The sequence below is a fragment of the Variovorax sp. J31P179 genome (assembly GCF_030316985.1).
In the GTDB taxonomy this organism is placed as follows: domain Bacteria; phylum Pseudomonadota; class Gammaproteobacteria; order Burkholderiales; family Burkholderiaceae_C; genus Variovorax; species Variovorax ginsengisoli_B.
In genome coordinates this window covers 453628-467292 of sequence record NZ_JASZYL010000006.1, presented here as the reverse complement: position 1 = coordinate 467292, position 13665 = coordinate 453628, and the positions used below count along the sequence as shown (strand labels likewise).

Sequence of the window (13665 nt, the reverse complement as noted above, 5' to 3'; positions counted from 1 at the left end):
GTCCGGGCGCCCACCCCCCTGACCGGGGGGCAATACCTGCGGCCCGGCGGAGCCGGTTCCGCGGTATTTCACGAACACGCCCCGGCTGGCGCGGGGCGAATCCTGCGGTCGGGTTGTGGCTCTTAAAATGGCCGGTTCGCCGCCTCGGCGGGCGCTTCGCCCTCCTGCGGCCACCAGGCCCATCATGCTGACTTTCCAACAGATCATTCTCAAGCTCCAAGCCTACTGGGATGCCCAGGGCTGCGCGCTCCTGCAGCCCTACGACATGGAGGTCGGCGCCGGCACCTCGCACACCGCCACCTTCCTGCGCGCGCTCGGCCCCGAGCCCTGGAAGGCCGCCTATGTGCAGCCGAGCCGCCGGCCCAAGGATGGCCGCTACGGCGAGAACCCGAACCGGCTGCAGCACTACTACCAGTACCAGGTGGTGCTGAAGCCGGCGCCGAGCAACATCCTCGAGCTCTACCTGGGCTCGCTCGAGGCGCTCGGTTTCGACTTGAAGAAGAACGACATCCGCTTCGTCGAGGACGACTGGGAGAACCCGACGCTCGGCGCCTGGGGCCTGGGCTGGGAGGTCTGGCTCAACGGCATGGAGGTGACCCAGTTCACCTACTTCCAGCAGGTCGGCGGCATCGACTGCAAGCCGATCACGGGCGAGATCACCTACGGGCTGGAACGCCTGGCGATGTACCTGCAGGGCGTCGATAACGTCTACAACCTCAAGTGGACCGAGGGCCTGAGCTACGGCGACGTCTTCAAACAGAACGAGGTCGAGCAGTCGACCTACAACTTCGAGCACAGCGACGCCGAGTTCCTGTTCACCGCCTTTGCCGCCCACGAAAAGCAGGCGAAGCACCTGATGGAGGTGCAGCTCGCATTGCCGGCCTACGAGCAGGTGCTCAAGGCGGCCCACAGCTTCAACCTGCTGGACGCGCGCGGCGCGATCAGCGTGACCGAACGCGCCGCCTACATCGGCCGCATCCGCAACCTCGCGCGCAGCGTCGCGCAGAGCTACTACGAGAGCCGCGAGCGGCTCGGTTTCCCGATGGCGCCGCGCGAGTGGGTTGCACAGATGACGAAGAAGGCGGCCTGAGCGTATGACCACGAACAACAACCTGCTCGTCGAACTGTTCGTCGAGGAACTGCCGCCCAAGGCGCTGAAGAAGCTCGGCGACGCTTTCGCCACGGTGCTGCGCGACCAGCTGATCGCCCAGGGGCTGGCTGATGCCGGTTCGGTGCTCACGGCCTATGCCTCGCCGCGGCGGCTGGCCGCGCACCTGACGAACGTGCTGGCGCAGGCCGCCGACAAGGCGGTTTCGCAGAAGCTCATGCCGGTGACGGTGGGCCTCGACGCCGCGGGCCGGGCCACGCCCGCGCTGCTCAAGCGGCTGGCGGCGCTGGGCGCCGACGCCGGCGCGGTGCCAGGGCTGCAACGCGCCATGGACGGCAAGGCCGAGGCGCTGTTCTTCCAGAGCACCGCCAAGGGTGCGACCCTGGCCGAGGGGCTGCAGAAGGCGCTGGCCGAGGCGATCGCCAAGCTGCCGATCCCGAAGGTCATGAGCTACCAGCTCGAGACGAACTGCGAACTGCCGGGCTGGACCAGCGTCAGCTTCGTGCGGCCGGCGCACGGCCTGGTGGCGCTCCACGGTGACGCGGTCGTGCCGGTCGCCGCGCTCGGCCTCACGGCCGGCCGGCAGACGCACGGTCATCGCTTCGAGGCGGAGGTCGATCCGATCGAGCTGCGCGACGCCAACAGCTATGCCGGGCAGATGAGCGAGCAGGGCGCGGTCATCCCGGGCTTCGAGGCGCGCCGGCTCGAGATCGCGCGGCAGCTGGCCGAAGCGGCCGTGAAGGTCGGCGGCGGCATGCAGCCGATCGACGACGACGCGCTGCTCGACGAGGTTACGGCACTGGTCGAGCGACCCAATGTGCTGGTGTGCGAATTCGAGCGCGAGTTCCTCGACGTGCCGCAGGAGTGCCTGATCCTCACGATGAAGGCCAACCAGAAGTACTTCCCGCTGCTCGATGCCTCGGGCAAGCTCAGCAACAAGTTCCTGGTGGTCAGCAACATCCGCCCCGACGACGCCAGCGCGGTCATCGGCGGCAACGAGCGCGTGGTGCGCCCGCGATTGGCCGACGCCAAGTTCTTCTTCGACCAGGACCGCAAGAAGTCGCTGGCCTCGCGGGTCGAATCGCTGGCCAAGGTGGTCTATCACAACAAGCTCGGCACCCAGGGCGAGCGCGTCGAGCGCGTGATGCGCATCGCGCGCGCGCTGGCCGAGCAGCTCGGCGACGCCACCTTGGCGCGCCAGGCCACGCAGGCCGCGCAGCTCGCCAAGGCTGACCTGGTGACCGACATGGTCGGCGAATTCCCCGAACTGCAGGGCACGATGGGCCGCTACTACGCGCTGCACGACGGCCTCGACGCCGCGGTGGCCGACGCCATCGAAGACCACTACAAGCCGCGCTTCGCGGGCGACGAACTGCCGCGCAACCCGGTCGGCGTCGTGGTCGCCCTGGCCGACAAGCTCGAGACCCTGGTCGGCATGTTCGGCATCGGCAACCTGCCGACCGGCGACCGCGATCCGTTCGCGCTGCGCCGCCATGCGCTGGGCGTGATCCGCATGCTGGTCGAGCGCCACCTGCCGCTCGACCTGCGCGCGGTGCTGGGCAGTGCCTTCGCCGCCTTCCATGCGCCGAAGGGCGGGGAGCTGGCGCTGAACGATCCCACCGACGCCCTCGAGGCCTTCATCTACGACCGGCTGTCCGGCAGCCTGCGCGAGCAGGGCGCCAGCGCGCAGGAAGTCGATGCCGTGCTGGCCTCGCGCCCGCAGCGGCTCGGCGAGGTGCCCAAGCTGCTGGCGGCGGTGCGCGCCTTTGCCGCGCTGCCGGAAGCACCGGCGCTGGCCGCCGCCAACAAGCGCATCGGCAACATCCTCAAGAAGTCGCCCGAGGCCGATGCCCACGTCAGCGACCTGCTGCTGAAGGAGCCGGCCGAGAAGGCGCTGCACGCCGCCATGCGCGAGGTGGTGCCGGTGGCCGACGCCCAGTTCGAGAAGGGCGACTACACCGCCTCGCTGCAGACGCTGGCGGCGCTGCGCGGGCCGGTCGACGCCTTCTTCGACGGCGTGATGGTCAATGCCGAGCAGGCCGACCTGCGACTGAACCGGCTCGGGCTGCTGATGCTGCTGCATGCGGCGATGAACCGGGTGGCGCAGCTGGAACGGCTGGCGGCTTGACCATCGCGGGCTGCGCCACCACCATCTCCCCATGCCGACTCCACAACAGATCGATCGCTTCACGCTGGCCTTTCACCGGCAGGCGATCGCGCGCCTGAGAGGGGACGCGCACTTGCTCGAGCAAGCGCGCGGCACGTTGCAGAGATGGCGGCAGCAGCGCGGGGAGACTCGTTCGGATGCCTACCTCGATCAATGGGCGCGGTTGCTGGAAGGTGGAGTGGATGAAGTCGAGCGCGCCGTTTGTGCTGAAGATGAGCGGGCCGCGACCTTGCGAAATGCGTCGCCGCTGGGGTTCGTCCTCTCGCCCAAAGAGCGCGAGGAAGTGCGGCGCGCTTCGGGACTCTAAACCATGCAGCTGACCGAACTGGAGCATGTGCTGCGCGCGGCTGCGGACATCACGAAAGAGAAATCTTTCGTGCTGGTCGGCAGCCAGGCCATCCTGTTGCTCCTGGACACGATTCCTCCCTCGTTGCTGGTGTCGACGGAACTCGACCTCTATCCCGCCATGCATCCCGAGAAGGCCGACCTGATCGATGGCGCCATCGGGGCGTTGTCGATGTTCCACGACACGCACGGTTTTCATGCCGACGGTGTGGGCCCGGAAACGGCGGTGATGCCGCCGGATTGGCAACAACGCCAAACGCTTCACTATCTGGGCGACCTCACCGCAATCTGCCCAGAGATCCATGACCTCGCCGTCTCCAAGTGCGTGGCAGGCCGCGACAAGGATGCTGACTATGTGCGTACGCTTCTGGCGCACGGTCTGATCGATCCAGCCGTGTTGTATGCGCGCATTCGGTTGCTGGACGCCGGCCGCTACCCCGTTCAGCATGTGGTCGAATGGGCCGAGCGCCGTGCGCTGGAAGCCCTGAAGGATATTCCCTCACCATGAAACTCGTCATCCTCGACCGCAACGGCTCCCTCAACGTCCACCGCGAGGATTTCGTCAAGAGCGACCTCGAGTGGACGCCGCTGCCCGGCGCGCTCGAGGCGGTGGCGAGGCTCAACCATGCGGGCTGGCACGTGGTGATCGCATCGAACCAGTCGGGCCTCGGGCGCGGGCTGTTCGATGTCGCTTCGCTCAACGCGATGCACGCCAAGATGCACAAGATGCTGGCGGCCGTGGGTGGCCGGGTCGATGCGGTTTTCTACTGCCCGCACAGCCCCGACGAAGGCTGCGACTGCCGCAAGCCCAAGCCGGGCCTGTTCCTGCAGATCGGCGAGCGCTACGGTGTCGACCTCGCCAATGTGCCGACCGCGGGCGACAGCCTGCGCGATCTGCTCGCCGGCGCGGCCGCCGGCTGCGAGCCGCACCTGCTGCTGACCGGCATGGGCCAGGCCTGCCGCGGCGTGCCGCTGCCCCCCGAATACCCGCCGAACACCCGCGTGCATGACGACCTCGCGGCCTTCGTCGATTTCCTGCTGGAGCGCGAAGCGCGCGCGGCGCTGAAAGTGGCTGTCTGATGGATTTTTTGCGTTCCCTGATCCACGCCTTGTGGATGCTCGTCACCGTGGTCCCCTGGGGGATCATCATGTGCGTCAACTCGCTCTGGAAGCGCGGCATCCCGCTGTACTGGATGGCCGTGACATGGCTCAACTGGGCGATCGGCGGCGCCCGCGTGCTGCTGGGCATCCGAACCCGCGTCACCGGCATGGAGAACCTGCCGACCGACAAGCTGGCCGGCTGCATCCTGCTCGTGAAGCACCAGTCGACCTACGAGACTTTCCTCATGCCCACGCTGATGCCGCACCCCCTGGCCTTCGTGTTCAAGAAGGAACTGATCTACGTGCCCTTCTTCGGCTGGGCGATGGCACGGCTCGACATGATCCACATCGACCGCAGCCAGCGCACGCAGGCCTTCAACAAGGTCGTGGTGCAGGGCCGCAAGCTGCTCGCACAGGGGATCTGGATCATCATGTTTCCCGAAGGCACGCGGATTCCGCGTGGCCAGAAGGGCCACTACAAGAGCGGCGGCACGCGGCTGGCCTGCGAGACCGGCGTGCCGGTGGTGCCGATTGCCGTGACCTCGGCCAAGGTCTGGCCGCGCAAGGCCTTCATCAAGCGCCCGGGCGTGGTCGATGTGTCGATCGGTCCGGCCATCTCGAGCGTCGGCCGCAAGCCCGACGAGCTGATGCGCGAGGTCGAGGCCTGGATCGAGGCCGAGATGCACCGGCTCGACCCCGACGCCTATGTGCCGGAGGCCGCGCCCGCGGCGTCGACCACCGCCTGATGGCCTGACGACCATGCGCGGCCTGCTGCAGTTCACGCTCGACCTGTTCGATGCGTCGACCGACGAACCGGCGCCGCTGCCGACGCCCGCCGGGCCGCACGCGCCGGCCATCACGCTGGCCGACGCGGTGCGCCCCGCGAGCTTCGTGCATCCGCGCGCGACGCGCGAGGTCACGCTGGGCAATGCCCGTGTTGCCTACGAATTCACCCGCGGCAAGCGGCGCACCATCGGCTTCCTGGTCGGCGCCGAGGGCCTATCGGTGCGGGCGCCGCGCTGGGTGGCGCTGCGCGACGTCGATGCCGCCGTCCGGGAAAAAGGCGACTGGATCCTGCGCAAGCTGGCCGAGACCCAGCAGCGCCATGCGCGGCTGGAATCGGCACGCATCGAATGGCAGGACGGCGTCGCTTTCCCGTTCCTCGGCCAGCAGGTCACGGTCGCGCTCGATCCGCACCATGCCTTCGAGGGCGTGGGAGGCGTGCTCGACGCCGGGGCGGAGGGTGGCGGGGGCCCGGTGCTGCGCCTGGCGCTGGCCAAGAATGCCGGCGCGCCGCAGATCCGCGACGCCGCACAGGCCTGGCTGATGCGCCAGGCGCGGCGCATCTTCATCGAGCGGCTCGATCATTTCGCGCCGCGCCTGGGCGTGACCTGGAACAAGCTGTCGCTGTCGAACGCCTCGACCCGCTGGGGCAGCGCCAGCGCCGATGGCGCGATCCGGCTGCACTGGCGGCTGGTGCATTTCAGGATGTCGGTGATCGACTACGTGGTGGCCCACGAACTGAGCCACCTGCGCGTGATGGACCACAGCCCGCGCTTCTGGGACACGGTGGAAAGCGTGATGCCCGACTACCAGCAGCTGCGCAGGCAGCTCAAGGACGAGCCGGTGCCGCGCTGGTAGGAAGCAAGCCGGCTACCGTGCGTGGGTGACGCCGCCGTCCACCACCAGCGTCGATCCCATCACGTAGTCGCCGGCCCGCGAAGCCAGGTAGATCGCGGCCGCTGCCATGTCCTCGGGCTCGCCGATGCGGCCGGCCGGAATGCGCGCCTTCACCTCTTCACCATGGTCGCGTGCGTCCTTGTTCATGTCCGACGCGAAGGCGCCCGGCGCGATCGCGCTGACCACGATGCGGTCCTGCGCCAGGCGCAGCGCCATGCGGCGCGTGAGCTGGATCAGGCCGGCCTTGCTGGCCGCGTACGAATAGGTTTCCTGCGGATTGACCGAGATGCCGTCGATCGAGGCGATGTTGATGACCTTGGCCAGGTGGTCGGTGGCCGCCTTCTTGAGCATCGGCGTCAGTGCCTGGGTCAGGAAGAAGGGCGTCTTGAGGTTCAGGTCGACCACCTTGTCCCAGCCGCTCTCGGGGAACTCGGCGTAGGGCGCGCCCCAGGCCGCGCCGGCGTTGTTGACCAGGATGTCGAGCGAGTCTTCGTGCTGCGCGTAGGCATCGACCAGCGCCTGCGCGCCCTGCAGCGTCGACACGTCGGCCGGCAGCGAGACGCAGTGGCCGAAGGCCGACAGCTCCTTGGCGGTCTGGTCGCAGGCCGCGGCCTTGCGGGCCGAGATGTAGACCCGGGCGCCCTGGGCCAGGAAGCCCTCGGCGATCATCCGGCCGATGCCGCGCGAGCCGCCGGTGATGAGCGCGGTGCGGCCCTTGAGCGAGAAGAGTTGGGTGGTGTCCATGCGGTGTGTCTCCTGGGTGTTCGGTGCGGGTGCCGGACGATGCGGCTTTCGCGAGCTTAGTGCGGCCCGGCGTCGGCGGGCGTCACCTTGGCGCCAGTTCAGGCCGGCAAGGCGAGCGAACGCAGGCTCGTGAAGCGCCGCTCGGCGCCGGTCATCGGGTCGACGAAGGAGATCTCGCGCGCCAGCAGCTGCAGCGGATGGTCGAAGTCGTCGCTGCCTTCCGGCAACAGCACCGGATAGATCGCGTCGTTGCGGATCGGCATGCCGAGCGCTGCGCAGTGCACCCGCAGCTGGTGTCGGCGGCCGGTGAATGGCGACAAGCCGAGCCGCGCCCAGTCGCCGCGTACCTCCAGCAGCTCGAAGTGGGTCTCGGCATTGGGCTCGCCGGCGACCTCGGCCATGCGCATGAAATGCTGGTCGGGCGCGAGCCGGCTGTGGCGCACGGCGGGCAGCGCGCGCCCGGCCTGCCAGGGCACGATCGCCTCGTAGCGCTTGTGGACCGCCCGCTCGGCGAACAGCGCGCTGTAGGGGCCGCGCCCTTCCGGCTGCACCGAGAACAGCACGATGCCCGCGGTCTCGCGGTCGATGCGGTGCAGCGGCGCCAGATGGTCGAGCCCGAGCGTGCGCTTGAGCCGCACCAGCAGGCTCTGCTGCACGTACTTGCCGACCGGCGTGACCGGCAGGAAATGCGGCTTGTCGACCACCAGCAGGTGCGCGTCCTGGTGGATCACCTGCTCCTGGAACGGGATCACGGGCTCGGCGTCGAGCGCGCGGTAGTAGTAGACGCGCAGCCGTGGCTGGTAGGGCCGGGCGTGCGTCACGCGCTGGCCGTGCTCGTCGACGACGTCGCCGGCCTCGATGCGGGCCACCCAGGTGGCGCGCGGGATGGCCGCGAAGCGCTGGACCAGGAACTCGGCGATGGTCGGCCAGTCGCCCGCGGGCAGCGCGACGCAGCTCGGGCCGACGCCGTCGCGCACGGGCAGCGGCAGCGCGGCCATGTCAGGTTCCCAGGGCGGCGGCGATCTCGTCGAACAGCGGCCGCTCGGCGGGATCGTCGTCGAGGCAGCGTGCCTGGAGGCCGGCCGGCAGCGCCCCCGTGGCCGCATCGGGCGCCTCGCAGCGCGCGGCCAATTCTTCCAGCAGGCAGCCGAAGGCGCGCGCCTCGGTGCGCTGCAGCGCCTGCGATTGCGCCGCATCGTCGCGCGGCAGGAACGAGGCGGCGCCGAAATCGCCGAGCAGGGCGTCGCCCCGGCCGTTCCAGAGAATGTTGTGGCCGTAGAGATCGCCATGCAGGATGCCGCGCGCATGCAGCCGCGCGATCGCCGAAGCGATGCCGCGCGCCATCCGCAGGGCCGTCTCGGCCGACCAGCGGGCCTCGTCGCCATAGACGTCGCGGGTGCACGATTCAAGGCTCGGCGGGCCGGCCAGGTTGCGGAAGCTCGGGTCGACCAGCGCGAGCACCAGGCCGGTGCTGGCGTCGGGATGGTGGGCGACCCGGCCCAGCACGGGGATCAGCCCCGGATGGGGCCCCGCCGCCAGGCAGGCCGCCATCTCGCTGTGCGGCCAGCCGTCGCTGGTCACGGCGCCCTTGAACAGCTTCACCGCGACCGGCCGGAGGCTGCCGTCCGGCTGCCGCCAATCGGCCTGGTGGATCACGCCGGAGGCGCCCTCGCCGAGCTTGTGCTGCAGCGAGAGCGATGGCCAGTCGATGGCCCGGGTCGGCTGCGCATCCATCGCCATGGCCTCGGGCGCTTCGTCGAAGGGATTGCCCGCGAAGGCCAGCCACGACAGGCGCGGCAGCGAGAGCAGCCAGCCCGGCAGGGCCTCGAAGCGGTTCGCCGACATGCGCACCAGCTCGAGCGCCCGGCAGGCCGCCATCGATTCGGGCAGCGCCTGCAGGCGATTGCCGGCGAGCATGAGTTTCTGCAGCCGCGCGCGTTCCCCGAGTTCGGCCGGCAGGGCGTCGATCCGGTTGTCGGTCAGGATCAGCCAGCGCAGCAAGGGCGGCAGCGCCGCCGCCGGCACCCGCGAGATCTGGTTGGCCTTGAAGGCCACCATCTCGAGCCGGGGGCACTGGCCGACGGCTACGGGCAGTTCGGTGAACTGGTTGTCGGAACAAAAGAGCACGCGCAGCCGGTGCAGCCGGTGCAGGTCGTGCGGCAGCGTGCGCAGTGCGTTGCCGGAGAGGTTGAGCACCTCGAGCGAGTCCGCCAGCGCGAAGACCTCGGGCGGCAGCTCGGTCAGGCCGCAGCTGAGGTCGAGCCGCTGGGCCCCGGCCAGTTCGCCTGCGCGCAGCCGACCCAGCGCATCGCTCATGGAGCACCTTCGCGCAGCAGCGCTTCGGTATTCGCCTTGGGAGCGGCCCGGCGGCTCATGCCAGAGCGCCGAAGCGGTAGATGCCGTCGTCGCCGAGCCGGCGCCGCAGCTGGCCCGAGAACCACAGCAGGTGCAGGTGGGCCACGGTCTCGCCCATCGCGAAGGTCATCTGGTGCAGGTCGAGCTGCCGCTTGAACAGGATCGGCAGGCCCTCGGCGGCGCTGTGCGGCCGAGCCAGGCAGGCTTCCAGCAGTTCGGCCAGGCGGTCGCGGTGATGCTCCTGCAGCTGCTCGACGCGTCGATGGATGCCGGTGAAGGGCTTGCCGTGCGAAGGCAGGCCCAGGGTGTCGACCGGCAGCGCCTTGAAGCGCTCGATGCTGTCGAGGAACAGGCGCAGTGCATTCGCTTCGGGCTCGCCCGCGTGCACGCTCACGTTGGTCGAGATCCGCGGCAGCATCATGTCGCCGCCGAGCAGCACGTTGAGTTCTTCGCAGTAGAGCGCGATGTGCTCGGGCGCATGGCCGTAGCCGCTGATGCAGCGCCAGGCGCGGCCGCCGATCATGACGTCGTCGCCGTCGAGCATGCGCACGAAGCTGGCCGGCACCGACGGCACCATGTTGGCGTAGTAGCTGGTGCGGGCGCGGATCTTGGCGACCGCTTCGGGGTCGGTCAGGCCGTGCGAGGCGAAGAAGTCGGCCGCCGCGTCGCCGCCGGCCAGGGTGTCGCCGGCGGTGGTGAGCACGCGCGCGACGTGGTAGTCGGTGGAGCTGATCCACAGCGGCGCCTTCCAGCGGTCGCAGAGCCAGTGCGCCAGGCCGATGTGGTCGGGGTGCATGTGGGTCACGATGACGCGCAGGATCGGCAGCCCCTGGAGCTGCGTCTCGAAGATCTGCTCCCATTGCGCGCGGGCCGCGTCATGCGAGATGCAGCAGTCGACCACGCTCCAGCCTTCGACGCCGTCGATGCTGTCGCGCAGCAGCCAGAGGTTGATGTGGTCGAGCGCGAAGGGCAGCGCCATGCGGATCCAGCGAATGCCGGGCGCCACTTCGACCGTCTGGCCGGGCGCCGGCAGGGTGTCGCCGAGGGGGTAATGGAGTTCGCGTTCGAGAAGGTTCATGTACGATTGACGTTAACGTAAACGTCATGGCTTTGAGCCGACATTGTAGGCAGTGCCGCCCGACCTTGCTGTCGCCCACGCTCCGACCCATTATTCATGCCTTCGCAGACCTTCACCATCGGCGAGCTCGCCAAGGAGTTCGACCTCACCACGCGGGCGATCCGCTTCTACGAGGACATGGGCCTGCTGGCGCCGCGCCGGGCCGGACTGCAGCGAATCTACACTTCGCGCGACCGGGCCCGCCTGACGCTGACGCTGCGGGCCAAGCGGCTCGGGCTGAAGCTGACCGAGGCGCGCGAGATACTCGACATGTACGACAGCCCGCGCGACACCGCCGTGCAGCTGGAGCGTTTCCTCGGCGTGCTCGGCGCCCACCGCGAGCAGCTCGAAGCCCAGCTGGCCGAGCTGCAGGCGAACCTGGACGAGGTCCGGGCCCAGGAAAAGCAGGCCCGGGCGGCGCTGGCGCGCGCATCGAAGCCGAAAGCGCGCTGAGCCCCGCCGATAGCATTCCCCCAACCCTTTCATCACGAAAAAGACCATGGAAAACAAGCCCGACTCCCTCGAGGACCTGTTCGCTCACAACCGCGCCTGGTCGTCGCGCATGGAGCGCGACCGGCCCGGCTTCTTCACCAGCCTGGTGAAGCAGCAGACCCCCAAGTACATGTGGATCGGCTGCTCCGACAGCCGGGTGCCCGCGAACCAGATCACCGGCCTCGAGCCGGGCGAGGTGTTCGTGCACCGCAACGTCGCCAACATCGTGGTGCACTCCGACCTCAACGCGCTGTCGGCGATCCAGTTCGCGGTCGAGCGGCTCAAGGTCCAGCACATCATGGTGGTCGGCCACTACGGCTGTTCCGGCGTGCAGGCGGCGCTCGAAGGCGCGCGCATCGGCATCGCCGACAACTGGCTGCGCCACATCCAGGACGTGCGCGACCGCCACCACGTGATGCTCGACAGCCTGCCCGAGGTCGCGCGCGCCAATGCGCTGTGCGAGCTGAACGTGGCGGAGCAAGTGGTCAACGTGGCCGTCAGCACCGTCATGCAGGACGCCTGGAGCCGCAACCAGTCGGTCACGATCCACGGTTGGGCCTTCGGCGTGCACGACGGCCTCATCCAGGACCTGGAGCTCACCGTCGACGGCACCAAGCCGATGGAGAACCAGTACCGCGCCGCCGTGCAGCGCATCCGCTACAAGTGGAGCAAGCCGGCGGATACGGGCACGTCCGAATACATCAAGTAGTCCGGCACCGGTCCCATGTTCCCGCAGCGCCTCGATTCGCCGCTCGCCTATGACATCGCCCGTGCGATGCGCGACGGCTTCGATCGGCACTATCGGCTCTTCCGCGCCGAGTCGGCGCGCGCAAAGCACCGCTTCGAGACCGCCGACTGGCACGGCCAGCAGCGGGCCCAGCGCGAGCGGATCGAGTTCTACGACCTGCGGGTGGGCGAGGCGGTGGCGCGGCTCGAGAAGGAATTCAAGGCCGGCGAGCAGCCGATGGAGGTCTGGCACCAGATCAAGCTGCACTTCATCGGCCTGCTGGTCGACCACCACCAGCCGGAACTGGCCGAGACCTTCTTCAATTCGGTCACGACCAAGATCCTGCATCGGGCCTATTTTCAGAACGATTTCATCTTCGTGCGGCCGGCGATCAGCACCGAGTACATCGAGCCGCGCGACGCGCCGACCTACCGCGCCTACTACCCCGAACGCGACACGCTGGCCGACACGGTCGAGCGGATGCTCGAGGACTACGCGCTGCAAGGGCGCTATGCCGACCGCCGCCGCGACGCCGAATGCGTGGCGGCCGCGATCCTCGGACGCTTCCACCAGGTCAAGCTGCGCGCCAATTTCCAGCTGCAGGTGCTGTCGGGGCTGTTCTACCGCAACAAGGGCGCCTACGTGGTCGGCAAGATCAACAACGGCTTCATCGAGATGCCGTTCGCGCTGCCGATCCTGCACGACGCGGAGGGCCGGTTCCATGTCGACGCCGCGCTGTTCGGCGAGGAAGACCTGCAGATGCTGTTCAGCTTCGCGCGGGCCTACTTCATGGTGGACATGGAGGTGCCTTCGGCCTACGTGCAGTTCCTGCGCTCGCTGATGCCGCGCAAGCCGCGCGCCGAGATCTACAACGCGCTCGGCCTGGCCAAGCAGGGCAAGACGCTGTTCTATCGCGACTTCCTCTACCACCTCAACTATTCCACCGACCGGTTCCGCATCGCGCCGGGCATCAAGGGCATGGTGATGCTGGTGTTCGACCTGCCGTCGTTTCCGTACGTGTTCAAGGTCATCAAGGACTTCTTCCCGCCGCAGAAGGACACCACGCGCGAGCAGGTCAAGCGCAAGTACCTGCTCGTGAAGCAGCACGACCGCGTCGGGCGGATGGCCGATACGCTGGAGTACAGCGACGTCGGATTTCCGTTCGACCGCTTCGAGCCCGAGCTGATCGAGGAAATCCGCAAGTTCGCGCCGAGCCAGCTCGAGATCGGCGACCGCGACGGCAACGGGGAAATGGAGATCGTGGTCAAGCACGTCTACATCGAGCGCCGCATGATCCCGCTGAACCTCTTCCTGCAGGAGTCCTTCGACCTGCTGGCGCAGCCCGAGCACGCGCGGCGCGCGAGCAAGCAACTGGAGCACGCGGTGATCGAGTACGGCAATGCGATCAAGGACATGGTGGCGGCCAACATCTTCCCGGGCGACATGCTCTGGAAGAACTTCGGCCTCACGCGCGGCGGCAAGGTGGTGTTCTACGACTATGACGAGATCGAATACCTCACCGACTGCAATTTCCGCAAGGTGCCGGCGCCGCGCAACGAAGAGGACGAGATGAGCGGCGAGGTCTGGTATTCGGTCGGCCCGAAGGACGTCTTCCCGGAGACCTTCGAGCCGTTCCTGCTCGGCAATCCGGCGGTGCGCGAGGCCTTCATGGCCCACCATGCCGACCTGCTCGACGCCGCCTTCTGGCAGAGCCACAAGCAGCGCATCCAGGCCGGGCAGATGCTGGACGTCTTTCCCTACGACGAGTCGCTGCGCTTCAAGCACGACAACGCCACCCCCTATTTCTGATTTCTGACTGACAACCACTG

14 protein-coding genes are annotated in these 13665 nt (G+C 68.4%); 10 read left to right on the top strand and 4 right to left on the bottom strand.

Translation table 11 applies throughout. From position 1 onward, the window contains the following. Nucleotides 1-184: 184 nt before the first annotated feature. The 7 genes from glyQ to QTI17_RS18640 are packed head-to-tail and all read left to right on the top strand — an operon-like array spanning nt 185 to nt 6362. The gene (glyQ, locus tag QTI17_RS18670; protein ID WP_286534891.1) at nt 185-1090 is read left to right on the top strand and encodes a glycine--tRNA ligase subunit alpha; all 906 of its coding nucleotides are present in this window, start codon (nt 185-187) and stop codon (nt 1088-1090) included. 4 nt (nt 1091-1094) lie between these two features. Next, nucleotides 1095-3236, top strand: coding sequence for a glycine--tRNA ligase subunit beta (gene glyS, locus QTI17_RS18665; protein WP_286534890.1), 2142 nt, complete (start codon nt 1095-1097; stop codon nt 3234-3236). A 31-nt stretch (nt 3237-3267) separates the two neighbouring features. Beyond that, nucleotides 3268-3582, top strand: a complete 315-nt coding sequence (locus tag QTI17_RS18660; RefSeq protein ID WP_286534889.1) for a hypothetical protein — start codon at nt 3268-3270, stop codon at nt 3580-3582. Nucleotides 3583-3585: 3 nt separating this feature from the next. Beyond that, the gene (locus tag QTI17_RS18655) at nt 3586-4128 is read left to right on the top strand and encodes a DUF6036 family nucleotidyltransferase (RefSeq protein ID WP_286534888.1); all 543 of its coding nucleotides are present in this window, start codon (nt 3586-3588) and stop codon (nt 4126-4128) included. Next, nucleotides 4125-4700 (top strand): D-glycero-beta-D-manno-heptose 1,7-bisphosphate 7-phosphatase, encoded by a 576-nt coding sequence (gene gmhB / locus QTI17_RS18650; protein WP_286534887.1) that lies wholly within the window; start codon nt 4125-4127, stop codon nt 4698-4700. Before QTI17_RS18655 ends, gmhB begins: the two co-directional genes overlap by 4 nt. Continuing rightward, nucleotides 4700-5467 (top strand): lysophospholipid acyltransferase family protein, encoded by a 768-nt coding sequence (locus QTI17_RS18645; RefSeq protein WP_286529499.1) that lies wholly within the window; start codon nt 4700-4702, stop codon nt 5465-5467. Before gmhB ends, QTI17_RS18645 begins: the two co-directional genes overlap by 1 nt. Nucleotides 5468-5480: 13 nt before the next feature. Beyond that, on the top strand, nt 5481-6362 hold the full coding sequence (locus tag QTI17_RS18640) for a M48 family metallopeptidase (RefSeq protein WP_286534886.1): 882 nt from the start codon (nt 5481-5483) through the stop codon (nt 6360-6362). Between the two features lie 12 nt (nt 6363-6374). Here QTI17_RS18640 and QTI17_RS18635 read toward each other — a convergent pair whose 3' ends face one another. From QTI17_RS18635 to QTI17_RS18620, 4 genes are all read right to left on the bottom strand, one after another. Further along, nucleotides 6375-7145: an SDR family oxidoreductase gene (locus QTI17_RS18635; RefSeq protein WP_286534885.1), complete on the bottom strand. Its 771-nt coding sequence runs from the start codon at nt 7143-7145 to the stop codon at nt 6375-6377. A gap of 98 nt (nt 7146-7243) precedes the next feature. Continuing rightward, entirely contained in the window at nt 7244-8143 is a 900-nt protein-coding gene (locus tag QTI17_RS18630; protein WP_286534884.1) for a pseudouridine synthase, read from the bottom strand. A 1-nt stretch (nt 8144) separates the two neighbouring features. Next, a complete protein-coding gene (locus QTI17_RS18625; RefSeq protein WP_286534883.1) occupies nt 8145-9461 on the bottom strand; it encodes a leucine-rich repeat-containing protein kinase family protein in 1317 nt (438 codons plus the stop codon). A 55-nt stretch (nt 9462-9516) separates the two neighbouring features. Further along, nucleotides 9517-10578, bottom strand: a complete 1062-nt coding sequence (locus tag QTI17_RS18620) for an MBL fold metallo-hydrolase (protein ID WP_286534882.1) — start codon at nt 10576-10578, stop codon at nt 9517-9519. A gap of 96 nt (nt 10579-10674) precedes the next feature. On the opposite strand from QTI17_RS18620, the gene QTI17_RS18615 reads away from it, so the two are divergent. Genes QTI17_RS18615 through aceK form a run of 3 tightly spaced genes read left to right on the top strand, consistent with a single transcriptional unit; the run spans nt 10675 to nt 13645 of the window. Further along, the gene (locus QTI17_RS18615; protein ID WP_286534881.1) at nt 10675-11070 is read left to right on the top strand and encodes a MerR family transcriptional regulator; all 396 of its coding nucleotides are present in this window, start codon (nt 10675-10677) and stop codon (nt 11068-11070) included. Between the two features lie 46 nt (nt 11071-11116). Continuing rightward, a complete protein-coding gene (can, locus tag QTI17_RS18610; RefSeq protein WP_286534880.1) occupies nt 11117-11818 on the top strand; it encodes a carbonate dehydratase in 702 nt (233 codons plus the stop codon). Nucleotides 11819-11833: 15 nt separating this feature from the next. Further along, nucleotides 11834-13645 (top strand): bifunctional isocitrate dehydrogenase kinase/phosphatase, encoded by a 1812-nt coding sequence (gene aceK, locus QTI17_RS18605; RefSeq protein ID WP_286534879.1) that lies wholly within the window; start codon nt 11834-11836, stop codon nt 13643-13645. The last annotated feature ends 20 nt before the right edge of the window (nt 13646-13665 follow it).

Coding starts and splice junctions, on each gene's coding strand:
- QTI17_RS18620 (WP_286534882.1), bottom strand. CDS start 10,578: ATGAACCTTCTCGAACGCGAACTCCATTACCCCCTCGGCGACACCCTG.
- QTI17_RS18615 (WP_286534881.1), top strand. CDS start 10,675: ATGCCTTCGCAGACCTTCACCATCGGCGAGCTCGCCAAGGAGTTCGAC.
- QTI17_RS18645 (WP_286529499.1), top strand. CDS start 4,700: ATGGATTTTTTGCGTTCCCTGATCCACGCCTTGTGGATGCTCGTCACC.
- QTI17_RS18655 (WP_286534888.1), top strand. CDS start 3,586: ATGCAGCTGACCGAACTGGAGCATGTGCTGCGCGCGGCTGCGGACATC.
- gmhB (WP_286534887.1), top strand. CDS start 4,125: ATGAAACTCGTCATCCTCGACCGCAACGGCTCCCTCAACGTCCACCGC.
- QTI17_RS18630 (WP_286534884.1), bottom strand. CDS start 8,143: ATGGCCGCGCTGCCGCTGCCCGTGCGCGACGGCGTCGGCCCGAGCTGC.
- QTI17_RS18640 (WP_286534886.1), top strand. CDS start 5,481: ATGCGCGGCCTGCTGCAGTTCACGCTCGACCTGTTCGATGCGTCGACC.
- QTI17_RS18660 (WP_286534889.1), top strand. CDS start 3,268: ATGCCGACTCCACAACAGATCGATCGCTTCACGCTGGCCTTTCACCGG.
- QTI17_RS18625 (WP_286534883.1), bottom strand. CDS start 9,461: ATGAGCGATGCGCTGGGTCGGCTGCGCGCAGGCGAACTGGCCGGGGCC.
- glyQ (WP_286534891.1), top strand. CDS start 185: ATGCTGACTTTCCAACAGATCATTCTCAAGCTCCAAGCCTACTGGGAT.
- QTI17_RS18635 (WP_286534885.1), bottom strand. CDS start 7,145: ATGGACACCACCCAACTCTTCTCGCTCAAGGGCCGCACCGCGCTCATC.
- glyS (WP_286534890.1), top strand. CDS start 1,095: ATGACCACGAACAACAACCTGCTCGTCGAACTGTTCGTCGAGGAACTG.
- can (WP_286534880.1), top strand. CDS start 11,117: ATGGAAAACAAGCCCGACTCCCTCGAGGACCTGTTCGCTCACAACCGC.
- aceK (WP_286534879.1), top strand. CDS start 11,834: ATGTTCCCGCAGCGCCTCGATTCGCCGCTCGCCTATGACATCGCCCGT.